Annotated in this window: 19 protein-coding genes; 8 read left to right on the plus strand and 11 right to left on the minus strand. The window is 62.6% G+C overall.

Features of this window, described 5'->3' with window-relative positions; translation table 11 throughout:
• The first annotated feature begins 42 nt into the window (after window positions 1-42).
• The 6 genes from J2Y41_RS14010 to J2Y41_RS14035 all read left to right on the plus strand — a co-directional run bounded on the left by J2Y41_RS14010 (window position 43) and on the right by J2Y41_RS14035 (window position 7,731).
• On the plus strand, window positions 43-1,557 hold the full coding sequence (locus J2Y41_RS14010; RefSeq protein WP_309929325.1) for a CoA-acylating methylmalonate-semialdehyde dehydrogenase: 1,515 nt from the start codon (window positions 43-45) through the stop codon (window positions 1,555-1,557).
• A 39-nt stretch (window positions 1,558-1,596) separates the two neighbouring features.
• Window positions 1,597-2,637, plus strand: coding sequence for an NAD(P)-dependent alcohol dehydrogenase (locus J2Y41_RS14015; protein ID WP_309929327.1), 1,041 nt, complete (start codon window positions 1,597-1,599; stop codon window positions 2,635-2,637).
• Between the two features lie 131 nt (window positions 2,638-2,768).
• Complete coding sequence (locus J2Y41_RS14020) at window positions 2,769-4,316, plus strand: ABC transporter substrate-binding protein (RefSeq protein ID WP_309929329.1); 1,548 nt, start codon at window positions 2,769-2,771, stop codon at window positions 4,314-4,316.
• Between the two features lie 32 nt (window positions 4,317-4,348).
• On the plus strand, window positions 4,349-5,290 hold the full coding sequence (locus tag J2Y41_RS14025; RefSeq protein WP_309929331.1) for an ABC transporter permease: 942 nt from the start codon (window positions 4,349-4,351) through the stop codon (window positions 5,288-5,290).
• Window positions 5,274-6,119 (plus strand): ABC transporter permease, encoded by an 846-nt coding sequence (locus tag J2Y41_RS14030; protein ID WP_309929334.1) that lies wholly within the window; start codon window positions 5,274-5,276, stop codon window positions 6,117-6,119. The genes J2Y41_RS14025 and J2Y41_RS14030 overlap by 17 nt, the downstream gene beginning before the upstream one ends.
• On the plus strand, window positions 6,112-7,731 hold the full coding sequence (locus J2Y41_RS14035) for an ABC transporter ATP-binding protein (RefSeq protein ID WP_309929338.1): 1,620 nt from the start codon (window positions 6,112-6,114) through the stop codon (window positions 7,729-7,731). Before J2Y41_RS14030 ends, J2Y41_RS14035 begins: the two co-directional genes overlap by 8 nt.
• Window positions 7,732-7,766: 35 nt before the next feature.
• On the opposite strand, the gene J2Y41_RS14040 is transcribed toward J2Y41_RS14035, so the two are convergent.
• The 8 genes from J2Y41_RS14040 to J2Y41_RS14075 form a co-directional block, all read right to left on the minus strand.
• Window positions 7,767-8,747 (minus strand): cyclase family protein, encoded by a 981-nt coding sequence (locus tag J2Y41_RS14040; protein ID WP_396133547.1) that lies wholly within the window; start codon window positions 8,745-8,747, stop codon window positions 7,767-7,769.
• A 2-nt stretch (window positions 8,748-8,749) separates the two neighbouring features.
• Window positions 8,750-8,995 (minus strand): hypothetical protein, encoded by a 246-nt coding sequence (locus tag J2Y41_RS14045; RefSeq protein WP_224094865.1) that lies wholly within the window; start codon window positions 8,993-8,995, stop codon window positions 8,750-8,752.
• A gap of 12 nt (window positions 8,996-9,007) precedes the next feature.
• Window positions 9,008-10,345 carry a TRAP transporter large permease subunit gene (locus J2Y41_RS14050; protein ID WP_309929342.1) on the minus strand — a complete coding sequence of 446 codons (1,338 nt, stop codon included), beginning with the start codon at window positions 10,343-10,345 and terminating at the stop codon, window positions 9,008-9,010.
• A gap of 75 nt (window positions 10,346-10,420) precedes the next feature.
• Window positions 10,421-11,212 (minus strand): DUF1932 domain-containing protein, encoded by a 792-nt coding sequence (locus J2Y41_RS14055; RefSeq protein WP_309929344.1) that lies wholly within the window; start codon window positions 11,210-11,212, stop codon window positions 10,421-10,423.
• A gap of 15 nt (window positions 11,213-11,227) precedes the next feature.
• Complete coding sequence (locus J2Y41_RS14060; protein ID WP_309929347.1) at window positions 11,228-11,860, minus strand: methyltransferase; 633 nt, start codon at window positions 11,858-11,860, stop codon at window positions 11,228-11,230.
• Window positions 11,861-11,893: 33 nt separating this feature from the next.
• Window positions 11,894-12,892: a tripartite tricarboxylate transporter substrate binding protein gene (locus tag J2Y41_RS14065; protein WP_309929350.1), complete on the minus strand. Its 999-nt coding sequence runs from the start codon at window positions 12,890-12,892 to the stop codon at window positions 11,894-11,896.
• Between the two features lie 50 nt (window positions 12,893-12,942).
• Window positions 12,943-14,445 (minus strand): tripartite tricarboxylate transporter permease, encoded by a 1,503-nt coding sequence (locus tag J2Y41_RS14070; protein WP_309929353.1) that lies wholly within the window; start codon window positions 14,443-14,445, stop codon window positions 12,943-12,945.
• Between the two features lie 3 nt (window positions 14,446-14,448).
• A complete protein-coding gene (locus J2Y41_RS14075) occupies window positions 14,449-14,949 on the minus strand; it encodes a tripartite tricarboxylate transporter TctB family protein (protein ID WP_224094872.1) in 501 nt (166 codons plus the stop codon).
• 120 nt (window positions 14,950-15,069) lie between these two features.
• On the opposite strand from J2Y41_RS14075, the gene J2Y41_RS14080 reads away from it, so the two are divergent.
• Window positions 15,070-15,870 carry an IclR family transcriptional regulator gene (locus J2Y41_RS14080; RefSeq protein ID WP_309929358.1) on the plus strand — a complete coding sequence of 267 codons (801 nt, stop codon included), beginning with the start codon at window positions 15,070-15,072 and terminating at the stop codon, window positions 15,868-15,870.
• Between the two features lie 31 nt (window positions 15,871-15,901).
• On the opposite strand, the gene J2Y41_RS14085 is transcribed toward J2Y41_RS14080, so the two are convergent.
• On the minus strand, window positions 15,902-16,750 hold the full coding sequence (locus J2Y41_RS14085; RefSeq protein WP_309929360.1) for a LysR family transcriptional regulator: 849 nt from the start codon (window positions 16,748-16,750) through the stop codon (window positions 15,902-15,904).
• Window positions 16,751-16,836: 86 nt separating this feature from the next.
• On the opposite strand from J2Y41_RS14085, the gene J2Y41_RS14090 reads away from it, so the two are divergent.
• Window positions 16,837-17,718, plus strand: a complete 882-nt coding sequence (locus tag J2Y41_RS14090; RefSeq protein ID WP_309929362.1) for an EamA family transporter — start codon at window positions 16,837-16,839, stop codon at window positions 17,716-17,718.
• Window positions 17,719-17,756: 38 nt separating this feature from the next.
• Here the strand turns inward: J2Y41_RS14090 and J2Y41_RS14095 are convergent, their stop codons facing one another.
• Together J2Y41_RS14095 and J2Y41_RS14100 are read right to left on the minus strand one after the other, a co-directional pair.
• Window positions 17,757-18,551, minus strand: coding sequence for a TIM barrel protein (locus tag J2Y41_RS14095; RefSeq protein WP_309929364.1), 795 nt, complete (start codon window positions 18,549-18,551; stop codon window positions 17,757-17,759).
• Window positions 18,548-19,723: a Gfo/Idh/MocA family oxidoreductase gene (locus J2Y41_RS14100; RefSeq protein ID WP_309929366.1), complete on the minus strand. Its 1,176-nt coding sequence runs from the start codon at window positions 19,721-19,723 to the stop codon at window positions 18,548-18,550. Before J2Y41_RS14100 ends, J2Y41_RS14095 begins: the two co-directional genes overlap by 4 nt.
• Window positions 19,724-19,746 lie beyond the last annotated feature (23 nt).

Below are 19,746 nucleotides of genomic sequence, written 5' to 3' on the forward strand. Positions count from 1 at the left end.
TGTTTCCCGCCACCCAGCTTTATTTTCCTAAGGAACTTTGCCATGAGCACCTCAACGACGACGCTCACCCAAATCAACCATTTCATCGACGGCGCCGAGTCCAGGGGTGAGGGGGAACAGACCAGGCCGGTGTTCAACCCGGCGACCGGGCAGGTCACGGCGGAGTTGCGCCTGGCGAACGAGGCTGACCTGAACACTGCGGTGGCTGCTGCGAAGAAAGCCGCGGAGTCCTGGGGTGATATTTCCCTGGCGAAGCGCACGGGCGTGTTGTTCAAGTTCCGTGAACTCGTCGCCGCGCACGTGGATGAGCTTGCTGAGTTGATCACGGCCGAGCATGGCAAGGTGATCTCCGACGCGAAGGGTGAGATCGGCCGCGGCCTGGAAGTGATCGAGTTCGCCTGTGGCATCCCGCAGCTGCTCAAGGGTGACTACTCGGACCAGGTCTCCACCGGAATCGATGTCTTCTCCTTCCGCGAGCCCCTGGGGGTCGTTGCCGGTATCACGCCGTTCAACTTCCCGGTGATGGTGCCGTTGTGGATGGCCCCGATGGCCATCGCCACCGGCAACGCGTTCATCCTCAAACCCTCCGAGCGTGACCCGTCCGCGCCGATGCTGCTGGCCAGGCTGTGGAAGCAGGCGGGGTTGCCTGATGGGGTGTTCCAGGTCCTGCACGGCGGGAAGGAAACAGTTGACGGGCTGCTGACCCACCCGGACGTGGACGGCATTAGTTTCGTGGGTTCCACCCCGATCGCGCAGTACGTGCATGAGACCGCCACGAAGCACGGCAAGCGTGTGCAGGCCCTGGGCGGGGCGAAGAACCACGCGATCGTGATGCCCGACGCCGATCTGGACAACGCCGCGGACCACCTCGCGGCTGCCGCGTTTGGTTCCGCGGGGGAGCGGTGTATGGCGATCTCGGTTGCCGTGGCTGTGGGGGATGCTGCGGAGTTGCTGGTGAAGAAGGTTCAGGAACGTGCGTTGGCGGTGAAGGTCGGCAACGGTACCGAACCCGGCGCGGAGATGGGTCCGGTCATCACCCCTGCCTCGAAGGAACGCATCGTCAGGATTGTCACCGAGGCCGAAACCGCCGGTGCGGCGATGGTGGTGGACGGCCGTGACCTGGTGGTCCCGGGCCACGAAGAAGGGTTCTGGGTCGGTCCTACCGTGATCGACCACGTCAAGACCGAAATGAGCGCCTACACCGAGGAAATCTTCGGACCCGTCCTGGTGGTGGTCCGCGTCGCGGACCTTGAGGAAGGCATCGCGCTGATCAACGCCAACCCGTACGGCAACGGCACCGCGATCTTCACCTCCTCCGGTGCGAACGCCCGCAAGTTCCAGCGCTCGGTCACGGTCGGGATGGTGGGTATCAACGTGCCCCTGCCCGTCCCGGTGGCCTACCACTCCTTCGGCGGCTGGAAGAACTCCCTCTTCGGTGACAAGCACATCTACGGCCCCGAAGGCGTCTCCTTCTACACCCGCGGCAAAGTCATCACCTCCCGCTGGCCCGAACCCACCCACGCCTCGGGCGCCTCCTACAACTTCCCCTCCAACTAACAGCCGCGTTCCGGGGCCAACTGCCGAAAGAAGGATGACATGCCTACTACCGTGAAGGCCTATGTGGCCTCTTCTGCTGCCTCGGCACTCACCCCTGGCACTGTGCAGCGGCGCGATCCGGGCGATTTCGATGTGCGGATTTCCATCAAGTACACAGGAATCTGCCACTCCGATATCCACGCCGCGCGCGGAGACTGGGCCAGCAACTACCCCCTGGTGGTGGGCCACGAGATCGTCGGAGTGGTGGAAGCCGTCGGTCCAAAAGTCACCCGCCATGCCGTAGGGGACCGGGTGGGGGTGGGCTGTTTCGTTGATTCCTGCAGGGAATGCGTCAATTGCCGGGCAGGGGAGGAGCAGTACTGCCTGCAAGGGGCCACGAGCACGTACAACTCTTTCGGCCGTGACGGGCAGCCCACCGCGGGCGGCTACAGCACAGGAATCGTCGTGGATGAGAACTACGTCCTCCGGATTCCCGATGGCCTGCCCCTCCAGGAAGCGGCCCCGCTGTTGTGTGCGGGAATCACCATGTACGCGCCGCTGCGTAACTGGAAAGCCGGGCCAGGCAAGCGCGTGGCCATCATAGGTATGGGCGGTCTGGGCCATATGGGCGTGAAGATCGCCGCGGCCTTGGGAGCCGAAGTCACGGTACTCAGCCAATCGCTGAAGAAGCAGGAGGACGCCGTCAGGCTCGGCGCCAACAGCTACTACGCAACATCTGAACCCGCCACCTTCGAATACCTGAAGGGCCAGCTGGACCTGATCATCAACACCGTCTCCGCGGACATCGACGTGGATGCGTATCTGTCCTTGCTTGCCTTGGACGGCACCATGGTCCTCGTGGGGCTTCCCTCGAAACCCCTAAGCCAGCGCGCGTGGTCGCTGGTGGAATTCCGACGCAACCTCAGCGGCTCAAGGATGGGCGGAATCCGCCAAACACAGGAAATGCTGGACTTCTGCGCCGCCCACGGCCTCGGAGCAGACGTGGAAGTCATACACGCAAACCAGATCAACGAAGCTTTTGAACGCGTACTCGCCAGCGATGTCCGCTACCGCTTCGTCATCGACGCCACAACGTTCTGAGGCACCCTGCTGAAGGGCAAATTATTACGGACGCCAAGAACGCCATTTCGCGGAAATAAAGAGGTAAGGCTAACCTAAATAGTCTTCAATTTCCTCTGTGCTTCCCCGGGCACACTTATCAGGCGGTTCCATTGCGCAAACTCAGCCCATTCGCAGCCCTTGGTCTTGCGGCCCTCCTTGCCCTAACGGGTTGTGGCCTGAGCGGGGCCCAGACGGGTACCGCCGGGAAGGTCGCGGATACCAACCAGCGCATTGTGGTGGACAACTTCCGTGCACCCGTTGCCAACTGGGCGCTGGAATCCGACTCCGCGTACATCCTGTCGCTGTCCGGGTGCCTGGAGACGCTGACCAAGTACGACTCCGCCGAGGGCAAGGTGGTTCCGTTCCTTGCAACCGAATGGAAGCAGGTCTCACCCCTTGAGTGGGACTTCACCCTTCGCCAGGGTGTTAAGTTCCAGGACGGAACCGACCTCACCGCCGAGTCGGTGGCTGCGGCCCTTAACGCCGTTCTCAAGGCCAAGGTCCCTGCCCGGGCATTCAACCCGGGCATTGTCAGCGGTGTCCAGGCCATGGATGCCAAAACAGTTCGTGTGACAACTCCTGCGGAGAGCCCGCTGGTGCCGTACCGGCTTGCCAGCGTCAACACCGGCATCCTGTCGCCAGCTGCTTACCAGGGCGCCACCGTGGACCCCTTCGGTCACTGCACCGGGCCGTTCGTTCCCGTGTCCGAGAAGGCCAAGCAGTCCCTGACGCTGGACCGCAACAAGAACTACTGGGGCGGCGAGGTGCAACTCGCTGGAGCCGAAGTCCGCTTCATCACCAACGGCGCAACCCGCGCAGCCCAGGTCCAAACCGGGGAAGCTGACATCTCCCTTTCCATCCCTGCCTCGGGCCTCTCCACGCTTAAGAACGCGCCCGAGGTTTCTGTTCTCAAAGCCAACTCGCCCCGCACGGCGACGCTCTACATGAACAACGGACGTGCCCCCTTCAACAACGTCGACTTCCGCAAGGCCCTGCGGTCTGCGCTGGATCTTGATGCCCTGGCGGCCAGCGTCTACGAGGGCGCAGCCCTCCCGGCAGCGGGACCATTCGCACCCTCCGAACCGTGGGCAACAGGCAAAGCAAGCGCGCCGAAGCAGAACATTGAGGAAGCAAAGAAGCTCCTCGCTGATGCTGGATACACCGCGGACAGGCCCTTGGAGATCATTGCCATCGTCGAACGGTCGGAATTCGCCGACGTCGCCACCGTGATTCAGGACAACCTGAAGAGCATTGGTGTCCCAGTCACTATCCAGGCCAAGGAATACGCCTCTGCTGAGCCTGATGTTCTGGCTGGCAACTATGACATGATCCTCAGCCAACGGAACAGGCTGATAGATATCGCAGATCCGATCGGCTTCCTCACCGCGGATTACACGTGCAAGGGCAGCTACAACCTCAGCCACTTCTGCAACGAGGAGTACGACTCCACCATTGCCGAAGCGGCCCGGACGTCCAACACCGAGGAACGCTACAAGCTGTATGCCAAGGCCGGCCAGATCCTGGATGACCAGGCCGTGAACCTCTGGCTGGTCAACGAACAAGCAACTGACGCCATCCGCAGCAACGTCCTCTCCTACGTTCAGGACCCGCTGTCCCGTTACGTCCTGACAGCCCAGACCGCAAAGTCCGGCTCCTAGCAGCGAGCCGGGCCCAACGAACCAAACCCCGCATGATCATGTTCCTTGCGAAGCGGACGGCGACCCTCGTGGCCGCCGTCCTGCTGTCGTCTTTCGCTGTTTTCCTCATCCCCTACGTCACCCCGGGCGATCCTGTCCGCAAGATCATCCGCTCACGGGTGGCCGGGGATGTTGTGGAGGATTCCACCGTCCAGGCCCTCGGCCAAAGCCTGGGCCTCCACGATCCACTCCCTGTCCAGTACTTCCGCTGGCTCGGAGATTTCTTCAGCGGCGACATGGGGCTATCGCACATCAGCCGGACGCCCGTTGTTGACCAGGTAATGCCCGCTCTCGGCATCACCCTCAGCCTGGTGATCGTGGCGCTGGGCATAGCGGTCGCGGTTTCGCTGCCGTTGGGGATCGTCGCAGGACTGAAGCAAGGTGGCAAAGCCGACAAACTGATCACCACCATTACCCAGTCCTTCATCGCCATGCCCGAATACTGGCTGGCACCGCTCCTGGTCCTCGTATTCGCCCTCAAACTGTCCTTGCTGCCGTCAGCTGGCTGGAACACCACATCCTCCATAGTGCTGCCGGCGGTAACACTCGCCCTGCGACCCATCAGCTTCTTCACCTCAGCGGTGCGCTCCGGCATGATCGATGCTTTGGAAGCAGAGCACATACAAGCCGCCAGGGCCCGCGGTCTCAGTCACGCCCAGACCGTCATGCGGCACGTCATTCCCAACGGGTTGGTCCCGTTGTCCACTCTTTTCGCCGTATGGTTTGCCGGTCTCCTGGGAGGTTCGGTCATTGTGGAGGTCATTTTCGCGATTCCGGGCATGGGACGGCTCCTGTACGACGCCGTGGTGAACAGCGACATTCCCCTGGCGCAGGGCGGTGTTGTCGTGGTCGTTGCATTGGCCGTAGCAATCACCACCCTCGCGGACTTCCTCCATCGGATCCTCAGCCCTAAGGTGAGTGGCGCCCTTGCGTAACCTCTCAGCGGTAGACAAGGCCGCCGTCGTCGTTCTCGCCCTGGTGGTAGCCGCTGTAGCGGCCGCGCCATGGCTGACGCCGTTCCCGCCGGACGACCAGGACCTTGCCGCGCGCCTTGCATCGCCTGGCGCCACTCACTGGCTGGGAACGGACCACCTTGGGCGGGACACCCTCAGCAGATTGCTCGACGGCGGCCGCTTCTCCTTGGTGGTGGCGGCACTGGCCACGGTGCTGACTGGACTCGTCGGCCTGGTGATCGGCGTGCTGAGTGCGCGCCGCAAAGGCTGGCTGGACGAGTTCTTTACGCGCACGAATGATGTCCTGCTCGCCTTGCCGGAGATGGTGGTGGCACTGTTTATCGTGGCTGCGATGGGTACCGGATTCTCATCGTTGCTCGTGGCGCTCACGGTCACGGGGTGGACGCCGTTCGCCCGGCTTGCGCGAACGCTTGCCTATGACGTCTCTGCACGCGGATTCGTTGAGGCGGCGCGCGTGGTGGGCTGTTCGCCGTCGTTCATTATTTTCCGCCACATCCTTCCGCACCTGGCAGCGCCGATGCTGGGACAGGCGACGCTGCGGTTCGGGCAGCTCCTGATCAGCGTCGGAGCGTTGTCCTACCTTGGGCTGGGCGTCCAACCGCCGCAATCCGACTGGGGCTCCATGGTGGCAGCGGCCCAACCGTACGCTGAACGGGCTCCGTGGGGGATCATCGCCCCCGGACTTGCCATCTTCCTGGTGGCTCTCTGCGTCACCCTGATCGGCCAACGGGCCTCCCGCCGGGCAGCGGATCCCGTGGATGTCCTTGTGGTGGAGGGCCAGCATGCCTGATCTCATCATCGAGGACCTGACCGTCCGCAGCGCGGCCGCACAACCTCATGTCCTGCCAGGGCCACCAATCCTGTCCGGCGTCAGCCTGACGGTCCGGCCGGGCGAGTTTGTTGCCCTGGTGGGAGGCTCGGGCTCGGGAAAGACGATGACCGCCAAGTCCGTCCTGCAGTTGCTGCCGGAGCCGCTGCGGATTGAATCGGGCTCCATCCGGCTGGGCCCGCTGGATGCAACGCAGGCGCCTGAAGCAGAGCTAAACCGTATCCGCGGGGGCCGGCTGGGCATGCTGTTCCAGCAGCCCAAGAGGATGTTCAACCCGAACAAGACCATCCGCAAGCACCTCAAGGAACCCCTGAAGCTGCACGGTGGCCTGGGTGGCAAACCGGCGGACCGGAAGGTACTTGAGCTGCTCGCCGAAGTGGGCTTCGAAGATCCGGAATGGGGCGCGCGGGCCTACCCGCACCAGCTGTCCGGTGGGATGGCACAACGGGCAATGACCGCGATGGCGTTGGCCGGCCAACCCGAAATCCTGCTGGCAGACGAGCCCACCTCCGCCCTGGACAAAGTGCTGGAAAGCCAGATCCTGGAATTGCTGGACCGTGAGCGCAGGCAGCGTGGGCTCGGCATTCTCTACATCACGCACAACCTGGCTTCCGTGGCAGCCTTTGCGGACCGGGTCCTGGTGATGGACGCCGGGAAAATCGTGGAGTCCGGCACTACGGAAGCAGTTCTAGGCAGCCCCAAAACTGCCTACACACGGAAGCTCCTGGACGCATCAAACCTGTTGCCCACCAGCATCACGGACGTCACCCCGGAGGGCCGTAGCCTGCTGACCCTGACGAACGTCGTCAAACGCTTCGGGGCCCGGAAGCGCTTCGGCCGCGGCAACGTTGACCGCCCAGCTTTGAACTCCGTTTCGCTCGACCTCAAACGGGGCGAGATCCTTGGTGTGCTCGGCCAATCCGGGTCCGGGAAAAGCACCCTCGCAAGGGCAATCGTCGGGCTGGAAGGGATCAGCGGCGGCAGCATCACCCGTACCCTGGCGGCAGGCGAGGCCAGTCCGCCAACCGCCGTGCAGCTGGTTTTCCAGGAACCCCACGATTCCTTCGACCCGCGAATGACGCTCCGCGCCAGCCTTGAGGCTCCCCTCCGCCGCGACATGGGGCTCTCGTCCGCCGAGCGGTCACAGCGCCTTCTCGACGCCATGAAGGAAGTGGAACTGGAACCGTGCCTACTGGACAGGCGCCCTGGACAATGCTCCGGTGGGCAACTGCAGCGTGTCACGATTGCCCGGGCGCTCCTGTTGGAACCCGAGATTCTCATCTGCGACGAAGCCACCTCGGCGCTGGACGCACTAACCCAGCGAACCATTCTTGACCTGCTGCAACGCCTGCACAGGGACCGCGGATTGTCATTGATGATCATCACCCACGACATGGACGTCGTCCGGCACATGTGCCAACGCGTGGCCGTGCTCTTCCAGGGCCGCCTGGTGGAACTTACCGACACCCACAAATTCTTCGCCGAGCCCCAGCACGAGCACAGCCGGGATCTGGTGTCCGCAGCGATTCCCTGCCGGGGGCTCCACCTTAAAAAGATGCGCGCGGCGAGCTAGGAAAAGATGCGCGCGGCGAGCTGGCAGGTCCCTTGTTAGACCAGCGCCGTGGCGTTGGCAGGTGATCCCGTTGCGCCGACGATATTGAGCGGTTTGATGCTCACCAAAGCCTCCCAGGACCCTGCTGTGCGCATGTGCCGGCAGAGTGGGCCCAGCTTCCACAATTCACCCAGGGGCATGCCGAGTTTTGCAAGCAGTTGCTGGTGCATCATGCCGTGATCGTTCGGGGCGGTGTGCTTGAAGGGGCTGCCGGGGACGGCCGGCAGGCACTCGAACGCAAAGTTGTCAGCCGCCACAACCGCAAGCTGGTTGTCCCAGGCCCATGCCACAAACTGTTGGGACTGAGCCACGCCTGTGGCGCGGCGGCTTTCGCGCATCCGGTGCTTTTCTTCAACGTCCAAACCCAGGAACCATTCGCACCAGCCAGTGTGGAGCATCAGGATGTCGCCTCGTCGGAGGCTGACCTTCTGCGCGTCCAACGCTGATTCGATCAGTTCCAAGGGCAGGGGTTCCCCGTTCTCATGGTCTATCGGCGAGCCTTGGGTTCTTCGATGTCCGTCGAGGTCAACAAGGACACCTCGGCCAACGATCGGTTCTTCGGCCCATTCCTGTACTCCAAGGGTCGGGAAACCTGCCTTCACATGGTCATCCGGGGTGCCGTTGTAGAAGCCGACGTCGTCTGCCCTCCGGTGTCTCAGACCGTCGATCTGGGTGGAACCTTGAAGGTAGTAGCCATCCAAGTAGTCGTCCCGGTGCGCTGGATGTGATGAGTAGATCGTGTGGTGCGGCGCTTTGCGCTTGAGGGACATCCCTGGGTCGAAAGCATCTGCGGGATAGTCAAGGCCGAAGGCAATTCCGGCCTGGATGCAGGCACGCGCTGCCAGGAGGCTTTGAGGAGTGATGAACGACGGCGTACCGCGGGTTGCGTCGGGAAACAGTCCCCACGAGGTGCCCGCCAGTGTTCCCTCCCGCTGGAGGAGATCGGCGAATGTCGGGTAGGTTCCCGCTTTGGAGATGGTCACCGTGTTCGTGCCTCCTGCGGCTGGTCTTGCTTCTGATGGGGTTTGTAACTGAGGAGGAAGCCTGCGATCGCACAGACGGAAGCCGCGACGCACATCGGGTCCTTCAAGAAATCGTTGACTAACGCCAGCCATTCACCTTGCCCTGCAACAAGGGCAACGCCCTGGGCTGTCACGAACACGACTCCGCCCAGAAGCAGCGCTGCCAGTGAGAGGACAAAAATGGCCTGGATGACCTTCTTCATGGGTACGCCTCCTTAGATCGGCAGGATGCCGAGGATGATCAGGACGCCGATGCCTAACAACGGGAGTGCGTAGTGCGTGAGCAATCGGCCGAACGTCTTGATCGGATTGACGTCAGCGATGCCGCAGGCAACGTACAGCGGGGCACCTCCCGGCGGGACTGCAGCTTCACACGACGAGAACACAAGGACGGCAACAGCGGCAGTCGTGGCTGGAACGCCGGCGGCTACCAGCGTGGCAACACCCACAGTCCCGACGGCGGCCATAGTGGCCGTTGCTGACAGCGGCGCGGCAACCGCGATCACGATCAGGCCAATAAGAATCGCGAGCAGCCACACCGGCAGGTTCATCTGGTTCAGCAGGCTGGTCATCTGCTTGGGGAGGCCCGTTGCTGCGAGGGCATTGGCCCCGGCAAAGGCGAATACCACCGTGATTCCGACAACGCCGAACCTTGGTGCGGAGTTCTCCAGGAGCTGCCACCAGCCGCGGCCACCACGCGGTAGGCGCTTCCAGCCGAGGAGGGCTCCGGTGATGATGAGAACTACTGGAATCCAGACGATGACGCTGACCGATTTTGTGATGTCGTCACCACTCCATTGAGACAACGCGGTGGCGATGGCACCGGAGGTAATGATCAACGGTATGGCTACCACAACGAACAGCAGCAAGGTAGCCCATCCTTGGCCGAACGCGGTCCTGACCGTCAGCCTGTGTGCGGAGTCCAGCGGAGCCATCCCGCTCTTGCGGATTAGTAGCCATGTGATAATCAGCCGGTGCAGGAAGCACCATAGGCCTCCGAACAATAAGGGCAGCACAAGATCATTGATGTTCAACAGAGGTCCTACAGTTGCTGACCCCACCAGGACGAACATCGAGGCGCTGAACGGAAACGTGATGCCCATTCCTGCATTGCCAGCCACCAACGTTGCGGCGGAGGGCTTGTCCAGCTTTGACTTTTCCATCCAGGGGATGGTCACCGAACCAACGGTGGCCGCGATGGCTGCCTGATTGTGGACCACTCCTCCAAGGCCGGCGGAGGCCACCGTGGAGACCCATGCCGGGCCGCCTTTGACTCCGCCGATCAAGGAATTCAGAAGATCGATGAGCCGGTCCAGAACCCCGGTCTTGTCCAGCAGGTAGCCCATGAAAACGAAGGCCATGGTGGCATAGACGATCTCGTCGGTCGCAGCCGAGTAGAGTGACGCCCAGCCGATCTGCAAGGCGGCAGCACCCGTGAACGGAAGCACCACCAGAAAGCCGATGATCATGGCTTCGCCGACGCTGCGCTTGATGAGGGTGGTCCAGAGCAGGATGACGGCCAGGTAGGCGCCGAGTGCCCAGATGCCGATCATTATCCTGCTCCTGTTGGAATTTCTGTTGGTGAGCGGTTCACCATAGTCCTGTCCTGATTCTTCCCGATGACTGCATCAGCGCAAGGCTGGTGCAGTTTCCACCGGCTCGGATGCCATTCGGCGGAGGGCTGCCGCCGACGCAGTGGTCATCTCTGCCGGAACGTGGAGGTCCGACGACAGGTAGTCTGCAGTGTCCTGCATTTCCTTGGAGCGCCGCTGTGCGTGCTTGGCCGTCCCGGTGAGGAACCGATCGATGACTGCCTGGCCATCCCCGGCCAGCTGCCGCGCGATCTGCCCGCGGATCCAGTCTTCAAGACCGGCAGCCTTTCCTGCAGTGACAGCCTCAACCACCACGGAAGCCAGCCCTTTCATCAAGACGCTGCGGAGCAGCTTGTGGGCCATGGCTGCCCCCGGCCCGCCGTCGGCAATTTCGACGTCGGCACCAAGTGGAGCGAGCAGCGCGGCCACCCCACTGGATCCAGGTCCGCTGACCATCAACGGCGTCTTTGCACCTTGGGTGGGCACAGGGCCAAGGATGGCCACGTCTGCGAAAAGAGCCCCACCCGCCAGCTGTCCGAGCTCCCGCATGACATGTGGTGAGGAGGACGTGAAGTCTGCATAGCAACTTCCGGTCGGCAAGACGGGTAGGCACTCCTGGGCCACAGCCCGGGCCGCTGCGGCTCCGGTGAGGACAAGAACTATGTCCGCGTTGGCGCAGGCGGCTGCCGCCGTGGCGGCCCGGATGACACCGGAGGGGGTGCCAGGCGCGACGGGATCGAACCCGGTCACGGTGTGGCCGGCGGCGACGAGGGCGGCCGCGTATGTGGCCCCGGCCTCACCGAGGCCTATGACGGTGCATGCTGTCATGATCTTCTTGCTTCCCTACTTGGTCCGGTCCGCGATGATGGCGGCCCTACGGTTGGATTCGTCGGCGAACACTGCCTCGGCAGCCTCGGCGACGTTCATTGCCTGTTCCCGTGGGATGATCACCACGCCGTCTGAGTCGCCGATGATGATGTCTCCGGGCATGACGGGAACTCCGCCGAAGGAGATGGGCGTGCCCAATCGGGAAGGGCCGTTCTTGTAGGGACCTGCGGGAGTGGTTGCCCGGGCGAAGACCGGCATTCCAATCTCGCCGAGTGTTTCAGCATCCCGTGCGGCCCCGTCCAAGGCGAACCCGGCGATGCCGAGGTTGATCGCGCGTTCTCCGATGAGTTCACCCAACAGTGCGCGTGATTCGTCGCCACCGCCGGCGACAACGATGACGTCGCCCGGACGGGCAAGCTGCAAGGCGCGGTGTATCCCTTGGTTGTCTCCGGGGCGGGTCCAAACAGTGAATGCGGGCCCTGCGATGCGGGCACCTGGCCAAATGGCCTGAATGGCCGAGTCTGCGACCCCAAGGCGGTCCATTGCGTCACCTATGTTCGCGGCAGGCAGCTTGGCAAGGCGTTCGAGCACATCCCGCCCGGGGCGGGGAAAATCGGCGTCGATGTCTTCAAGGACAGGAGTTGTCATGATGGTGTCTTCCGTGATGGTGTTGGCAGGAAATCAGTCAGTCTTCTGTACGAGGGGAAGGACTTTTTTGAAGTCCTCTTCCTGGCTTGCCCAGAAGTCCCCGTAGTCCTTGCCGGACAAGTAGCTGGTCTGCAGCCCGAGGTCTGCCATCTTCTTGACCACGGTGGGATCCTCGATGGCCTTTTGGATTGCAGCCTCGAGTTTGGTTGCTACGGCCTCAGGCAGTCCGGCCGGTGCGGAGTAGCCGCGGACGGTGCCGGCCGTCAGCTCGTAGCCGGATTCTTTGAAAGTGGGCACATCAGGAAGCGACGGCGCGCGCTCATCAGTCATGACGCCCAGTACACGTGCCTTGCCTTGCTTCGAGAGGTCCGTTACGTCGCTAACGTTGGCGACCAGGATGTCCACATGCTTCCCGAGAAACGCTGTGGTGGCCTGTGAAGCGCCTTCGGAGAAGTGCACAGGAGCAAACTCGGCCCCCGTGGTTTCCTGCAATTGCGCCAAGGCGAAGTGCTCGCCGGTCTGAAGCCCGGTGGTGCTTGCCGTCATGGACTTCGGGTTGGCCTTGGCGGCGTCGAGAAGATCCTTCAGGGTCTTGAAGGGGCTGTCGGGCTGCACGGCGATGACGGTTGGGTCGATCACCTGGCGTCCGAGAGGTTGGAAGCTTGCTCGTGTGTACTTCGCGCCGCGGGCGGGGTCGAGGGGCGACACAACAACGGAGGGTGATCCGGTGGCACCGATGGTGTAGCCGTCGGGCTTGGCGCTGGTCAGTTGTGTGTAGCCTATCTGTCCGCCTGCACCTGGCTTGTTGATGACTTCAACGTTGGTGCCGAGTTCCTTTTCAAGGATCGGTTGCACCAAACGCGCGGCGGTGTCTACTGCTCCACCGGAAGAGAAAGCGACTATGAGTTCGATGGACTTTCCCTTTTTAGGGAAATCGGCGGTGTTGTTAGCGGCTCCGGCGTTGGCGCCGCAGCCCGTAAGGCCAATGAGGGCTGCTGCAGCGAATGCTGCAACGATGCGGGTGCGTGGCATGGTTCTTCTCCTTTGAAGGGGCGGTTCAGGGGGCGGGTGATGAAGTGGTTTTACGTTTCAGGATCTTCGTTGAGCGCTTTGGGCTTACGGAGCTTAAGAAGGGGGCTTAGGACGATGAGGACACCGATGCCGATTAGGACCACGGAGATGGGGCGATTGACGAAGATGCCGAAGTCTCCTTGCGAGATTTCCAATGACTCGCGAAGTGACCGCTCCATCAGCGGACCCAGCACCAGGGTCAGGACCATGGGTGCCAGCGGGATATCCAGATGCCGCAGTGCCAGGCCCAGCAGGCCAAATCCGATCATGACGAACACATCAAAGACGTTGAAGTTGATGGTGTAGGCGCCGATGACCATAAAGAGCAGGATCAAAGCCGTAAGGATGGGCGCCGGGACCCGGAGGATGGATGTCCACAGGCCAACAAGCGGAACGTTCAGAAGCAGGAGCAGCACGTTGCCGATGAAGAGGCTGGCGATGATCGCCCACGCAATTTCCGAGTGTTCCGTGAACAGGGTGGGCCCAGGGGTCAGGCCCTGCTGAAGGAAGGCGCCCATCAGCACAGCGATAGTGGGCGAGGCGGGAATGCCAAGGGTAAAGAGCGGGATCAGGGCAGCGTTGGCATGGGCGTTGTTGGCCGTTTCGGGGCCAGCGACGCCCTCGATGGCACCCTTCCCCAGCTGGTCGCGGTGCTTGGAGAATTTCTTCTCGGCGCCGTAGGCAAGCAGTGAGGACACCGAGCCCGTCATGCCGGGGATCAGGCCGAGCCCGAATCCAATACCGGTTCCACGGGCCATGGACGGGGCGCTCCTGCGCCATTCGGTCCGTGTGGGGAGCAAGGACCGCATACCCGGTGCATGAACGGCGGCGGCTTTGGAATCTTTACGGTAGGACAGAATTTCGGAGAGTCCGAACACGCCAACGATCACCGCAACGAAGCTCACACCGTCCAGCAGGTTATCCGAGCCGAAAGTGAAGCGGGGTGCGCCCGCCACAGGGTCGATGCCCACCATGGAGATCAGCAGGCCCAAGGCTCCGGAGATAAGGGCCTTCACCATGGACTTGCCGGCCAAAGCGACCAATAGCGAGATGCCGACTACCATCAAGGCGAAGAACTCCGGCGGACCAACCAGCAGGCCAAGTTCGCCCAGGGGTTTTGCTGCTGCCACCAGGCCCAGTGTTGCGATGGTTCCGCCCACAAATGACCCGACGGCTGCGATGGTGAGCGCGGCTCCTGCCTTGCCGATCTTTGTCATGGCGTAGCCGTCGATAGTGGTGATCGCTGAGGCGGCCTCACCTGGTGTGTTCAGCAGAACACTGGTGATGGTTCCGCCGTAGGCCGTGCCGTAGAAGATGGCACACAGCATGATGATTGCGCCGGTGGCATCGAGGTTCATGGTGAGCGGGATGAGCAAGGCGACACCGGCTACGGGGCCGATGCCGGGCAGGACGCCGATGATGGTGCCGAGAAGGCAGCCAAGGAAGGCGAAGATCAAGTTCTGCCAGGTCAATGCAGAAGCGAAACCGTTGGCGAGTTCGTTGAGGGTATCCACGGGTCAGAGTCCGATCGAGTTCAGGACGGAAATTCCGGCGGTGGGCAGGGCCACGTTGAGCCCGTAGTTGAAGGCATAGAACGCGCCGAAGCTGCCAGCCGCTGAGATGATCAGCGCGGACACCCACCCGCGGCCGCCGCGAATTTTTAGGTGGTACATGAGGAAAATAAACATGCTCAGCTGGAAGCCGATCAGGTCCATCACCGCCGCGAGAACCGCCAGGCTGATGACGACTGCCAGAACCAGGCCGCGATCCACTCCTGACGCGGTTTCGCTTGGCTCGCGCAGTTCTTGAACGAGCCAGAGTGCGGACATTGCAACCAGCAGACCGCCCATGGCGAACGGGAACATCCCGGGGCCGGGCCCCAGCGAAGTCCAGAGACCGAGGCCGATGGAGCTAACCAGGACGAAGACGCCAACCACCACGAAAGCGCCGATACCAGCCAAGACGGTGGGTGAAACGCGGGTTCGCTGGGGTTTGGCAATAACTGACTCCGTTGTCATGGATTCCTTCTTACGTTGCGTGTTACTTCATTTCATAGAATGAAAGAATATTGCGTCTGAAGAATAGTGACAGGAGCCACATGTGATGTCAAGCGCAAGAAACTTACATAGAATGAAACAATGACCGTGAGCTCAACCCACTCAGCCAGTCCTGTGGAGGACGGACCCAAGGCCGCGAACATGCGTTCGCTTTCAAGGGCCCTGGAGGTGTTTGCCGAGCTGCAGCGTGCCGAGCGGCCACAGCGATTGAGTGACCTTGCAAGGACGTGCGGCATGAGCCTGCCCACGACGCTGAGGATCCTTCGCGTTCTCCAGGACTTCGGCATGGTCAGCCAGACGGACAAGACCTACCGCGTTGGGCCCGCAGTTCTCCCGGCAGCACGGAGTTTCCTTGAGAATGATCCGTTGGTAGTGGCGGCGCGGCCGATACTTCAGCAAGTCGCCACACAGACGGCCCGCACTGCGTCCCTCTACACACGCCTGGGCTTTGAGCGCATTCTTGTGGCCAGGGTGGATGGTGACTCGCCACTCCGGTACGACCTCCCCCTGGGTAAGCGGCTTCCCTTGACGGTGGGTGCCGCCGGTAAGATCCTTCTGGCTTCCGCTTCCCCGGAGGAACTGGAGCAAGTCGCGCTGGCGGCCTCGGCATCCGGGCATGAGCCCCGTGGGTTCACGGCCGACGAATTGCGGTCGCGGCTCCCCGCGGTTGGCGAGGACTTCGCCTATTCGGCTGACGAGCGTGCCACGGGCGTGTTGTCCGTTGCGGTTGCAGTTCCGAACAGGACCGGCCGCCCCAGTGAATGCATTGCCCTGACCAGCCCGGTGGAATCGGCGAGCGAATCAGACCTGAAGGCCAGTGTTCCGGAACTTCGGCGCGCGGCAGGGCGCCTTTCGGAGCTCCTGATGGGCTCCGTGTACTAGCTCAAGGTTTCGCCACGACTGCTAACACTCATCACGCATACAGCCCCGTCAACAGTTCCACAATCCGTTCGCGTTCCTGCGGTGGATCCTTCGTGGACCACGCGAGGTACACAGGCACGGACGCAACGTCACGGACCGGCCGATAGATGATGCCCCGACGTCGATACTGGTGGGCCGTGGACTCGGCAGTCATCCCGCGCGCCGCCCCGCTGCCGATCGCCGTCAGCCAATCGTCCACATCATTAATGGGCACGATGTCCGGCCGCGCCTCCTTCGGCCATAGCTCGAGCGTTGTGCTTCCGGTCCGCAAGTCCATGGCCACGGGTCGCTGGGCTACCTGCGCCAGGGTCACAGAACGCCGTGAGGCCAGCGGATCGTCCGAGGACATGGCACAGTACCGCTTCTCCTCACCTATCCGGACATGTTCGACGCCGGCCGCATCCGGAAGGCGTCGAAGGATAGCGAAGTCGGTGGTTCCATCTGCCAGGCCGCCGGTAGGGGAATTGGAGTGCAGGAGCTGCAACTCCACACCAGGTATTACCACCGCCCATCGGCGCTGGAACTCCATGGTGTGCGCGCCTAAAGCGGACCACGCGTAGCCGATCCGGATCTTTCCAGTACCAGACCGGGCCTCCCTTTCGAGGTCGCCCAGAAGTGAGAGGATCCGCCGCGCCTTGGCCACGACGCGCTCGCCGGACGGGGTTAGGCCGACGCTGCGGGTGGTCCGTTCCAGCAGCCGTACCCCGAGAACTTGTTCGAGCCCGGAGATGTTGCGTGAAACGGCAGCTTGGGACATTCCCAGTTCAATAGCTGCGTCTGTGAATGTACCCTCCTCGACTACTGCCAGAAGGCACCGCAATTGCCTCACCTCGACGTCCATACCGCCCATCCTATTCATGCGCCCACCGCATAAATAGCATCGTCCATGCATTTAGCGGATACGTTGCCCGAGCGCAGAATTTCACCATGATCGATACGAGGGCAATTGGAGTAAAGCCGTCCCGGAAGGCCGGGGGTGCGGCGACGCTCCTGGCCAGCGCACTTTCCAACCAACTTGGCGCCGCAACGGCATCATTCGCCTTTCCGGTCATGGGACCTGTAGGTGTGGTGGCGGTGCGCCAGCTCGTGGCGGCTGCAGTTCTCTTGCCTATCGTCAGGCCGCGGTTGAGGGAATTGCGCTGGCGGCAATGGTGGCCCGTCCTTCTGCTCGCAGTCTCGTTCGGCACCATGAATCTCGGCCTGTATGCGTCCATCCAACGGATCGGCCTTGGACTTGCCGTCACCCTTGAGTTCCTTGGGCCCCTGGCTGTGGCCTTGATCAGCTCGCGACGAAAAAGCAGTGCGGTCTGCGCTGTGGTCGCTGCATTCGGCGTCCTGGCCATCACCCGGCCCGAGGCATCCATGGACGTCGTAGGGATCGGCTTGGGGCTCATCGCCGCTTGCAGCTGGGCCGCCTACATCCTCCTGAACCGGACTGTCGGCCAAAGAGTGCAGGGCATCCAGGGCACAGCAGCCGCAACAGGAGTGTCGGCGACGCTGTTCCTGCCTGTCGCCGTCGTGGTTTTCATCAGTCAACCACTGGACGGCCTGGCCGTTCTCTGCGCCGTGGCGGCCGGAATCTTCGCATCCGTGCTGCCTTACGTGGCTGATCTGATCGCGCTTAGGCGGGTCCCCGCGAACATGTTCGGCGTGCTCATGAGCATCAACCCTGTGTTTGCCGCGGTCATTGGCGCCGTGATCCTGCACCAGGACCTGGCCGCGGGGCAGTGGGTGGGAATCGGGCTGATCGTCGCCGCCAATGCCGGGGTGCTGCTGCTGCGGGAGCACTACCCAACTGAGTCGCATTAGAGCGCGTTTAGAGCCGTCTAAACGCGCTCAGCTGCGACTCAGTTGGGAGAGAACGCGGCGCGGAAGGCTGCCAACGCTGCGTCGCCCGCCTGGATGCCCTGGCCGCCGATTGCATTGGCCTCCATGCCAATCACACCCGTGTACCCGGCGTCGCGGAGTGCTTTGGCGATGGCCGGGTAGTTGATCTCGCCGGTCCCTGGTTCGAATCGGCCCGGCACGTCGGCAACCTGGATCTCACACGTAAAAGGCTGGGCTGAGCGCACCAGCTCAATAAGGTTCCCTTCACCGATCTGTGCGTGGTAAAGGTCCAGCATCATCTTCACGTTGGGATGGTTGACGGCCTTGACCAAGGCGTGTGTGTCCTTGGCGCGTGCCAGCGGAATGCCGGGGTGGTCCAGGATAGTGTTCAGGTTTTCCAAGGCAAACACGATGCCGTGCCTTTGGCCCAGTTCAGCCAGCTGTTCCAAGGTTCGCAGGCCGGTCAGCCACATCTCACCGGTTGACCGCTGGAGCGGGCGGACAGCCCGTCCGCCTTCACCGAGTTCGCCAGGGTGAACCACCATGCGTTCGACGCCCAGCTCCAGTGCCGTGGGGATCAGCTTCTCTGCGGAGGCCAGGACTTCATGCGCGGTGGCAGGATCAATGACGCTGCCGCCGAAGTAGCCGCTCATGGAGGAGAACGTGGCGCCGGTTGCGGCGAGGGTCCGGATGTCCCGGCCGCGGGTGTCCCAAAGCTCCACCTCGAAACCTTGATCATGAATGCGGCGTACCCGATCGATTAATGGCAGCTCGCCGTAGACCATCTCGGCGCAGACCGCCAGGCGGAAGCTCATGCTCCGTGCCCTACGGCCTGAAGCTGTACTGCCGCCTGAAGCTGTGCTGTTGGATGCGTTTCGGCTGGACGAAGGTCGGCAATCGAGGAAACATCAACGGGAAGCCCTGTCCGGGCTGACGTGAAAGCGGCCAGGGCGACCGCCAAGGCGTTGCGCGCATCCACGCCCCCGGGGGCAGCTACAGCGGCCGGCGGGTTTGCCGGCGTCGTGCGTTCACTTGCTCGCCCGCGGCGTGCGGCGACGTCGTCCGCGAAGTGGGCCAGCTCTGCCGTATAGGCATCGTGGAAGAGATCGATGTTCAGGCGGGTGGTGTCCGAGCCAATGCCGGCGGCTGTGTAGCTGGTGGCGTTGGTGGCCTGTGGGCTGCCTGCGGTGACCATGCCGGCAGAGCCAAACACTTCGCCCCGGACGTCGTAACCGTATAGGGCGTTGAAGTTGGCTTCGGCTACAGCGATGGCGCCGTTGCTGTACGTGACAGTGACAACCGCAGTGTCCAGGAGGCCGCCGGCCTTGGCCTCGGGAGCAATCAAAGCATCTGCGACTGCATGGACTTTCACGGGGACGGCGCCCGGATTCAGCCAGTTCAGGGTGTCGAAATCGTGGATCAGGGTTTCCAGGAAGATGGTGCCGGGGGCGATCCTCTCCGGGTTGCTGATGCCGGCTTCGGTGCCGGGATCGCGGGTGAGGGAGCGGAGCAGCTGCGGGACTCCGACTGCACCGTCGTCGATCAGCTTCCGGGCGGCGGCGAAATCCGTGGAGTAGCGGCGGTTGAAACCGAAACGGAGCACGACGCCGGCACTTGCCGCCGCTTCAATGGCGGAGTCGAGTTCGGCGATGGTCCGTCCGCCAGGCTTCTCGCAGAACACGTCCTTACCGGCTTTGGCGGCAGCGGTTATCAGTTCGGAATGGAACCGCAGGGGAGTGGCGATAAGTACGGCGTCCACATCGGGATCGGCGAGGACGTCGGCAACATCGGTGCTGATTTTGGTGACGCCGAGGCGGCTTGCCAACGCTTCCAGGGCAGGCAGGACCGGATCAGCAATGGCTTCCAACCGGGTGTTGGGAATCCTCCGGGCGATGGATTCGGCATGGAATCTGCCGATCCAGCCGGCGCCGATTACAGCGATGCGGACAGGCCGGTCCTCGATGACCGGGTGCTGAAGGTACGTCATTGTTGTTCCTCGATTCACGCGTC

The organism is Arthrobacter sp. 1088, from assembly GCF_031455315.1.
In the GTDB taxonomy this organism is placed as follows: Bacteria; Actinomycetota; Actinomycetes; order Actinomycetales; family Micrococcaceae; genus Arthrobacter.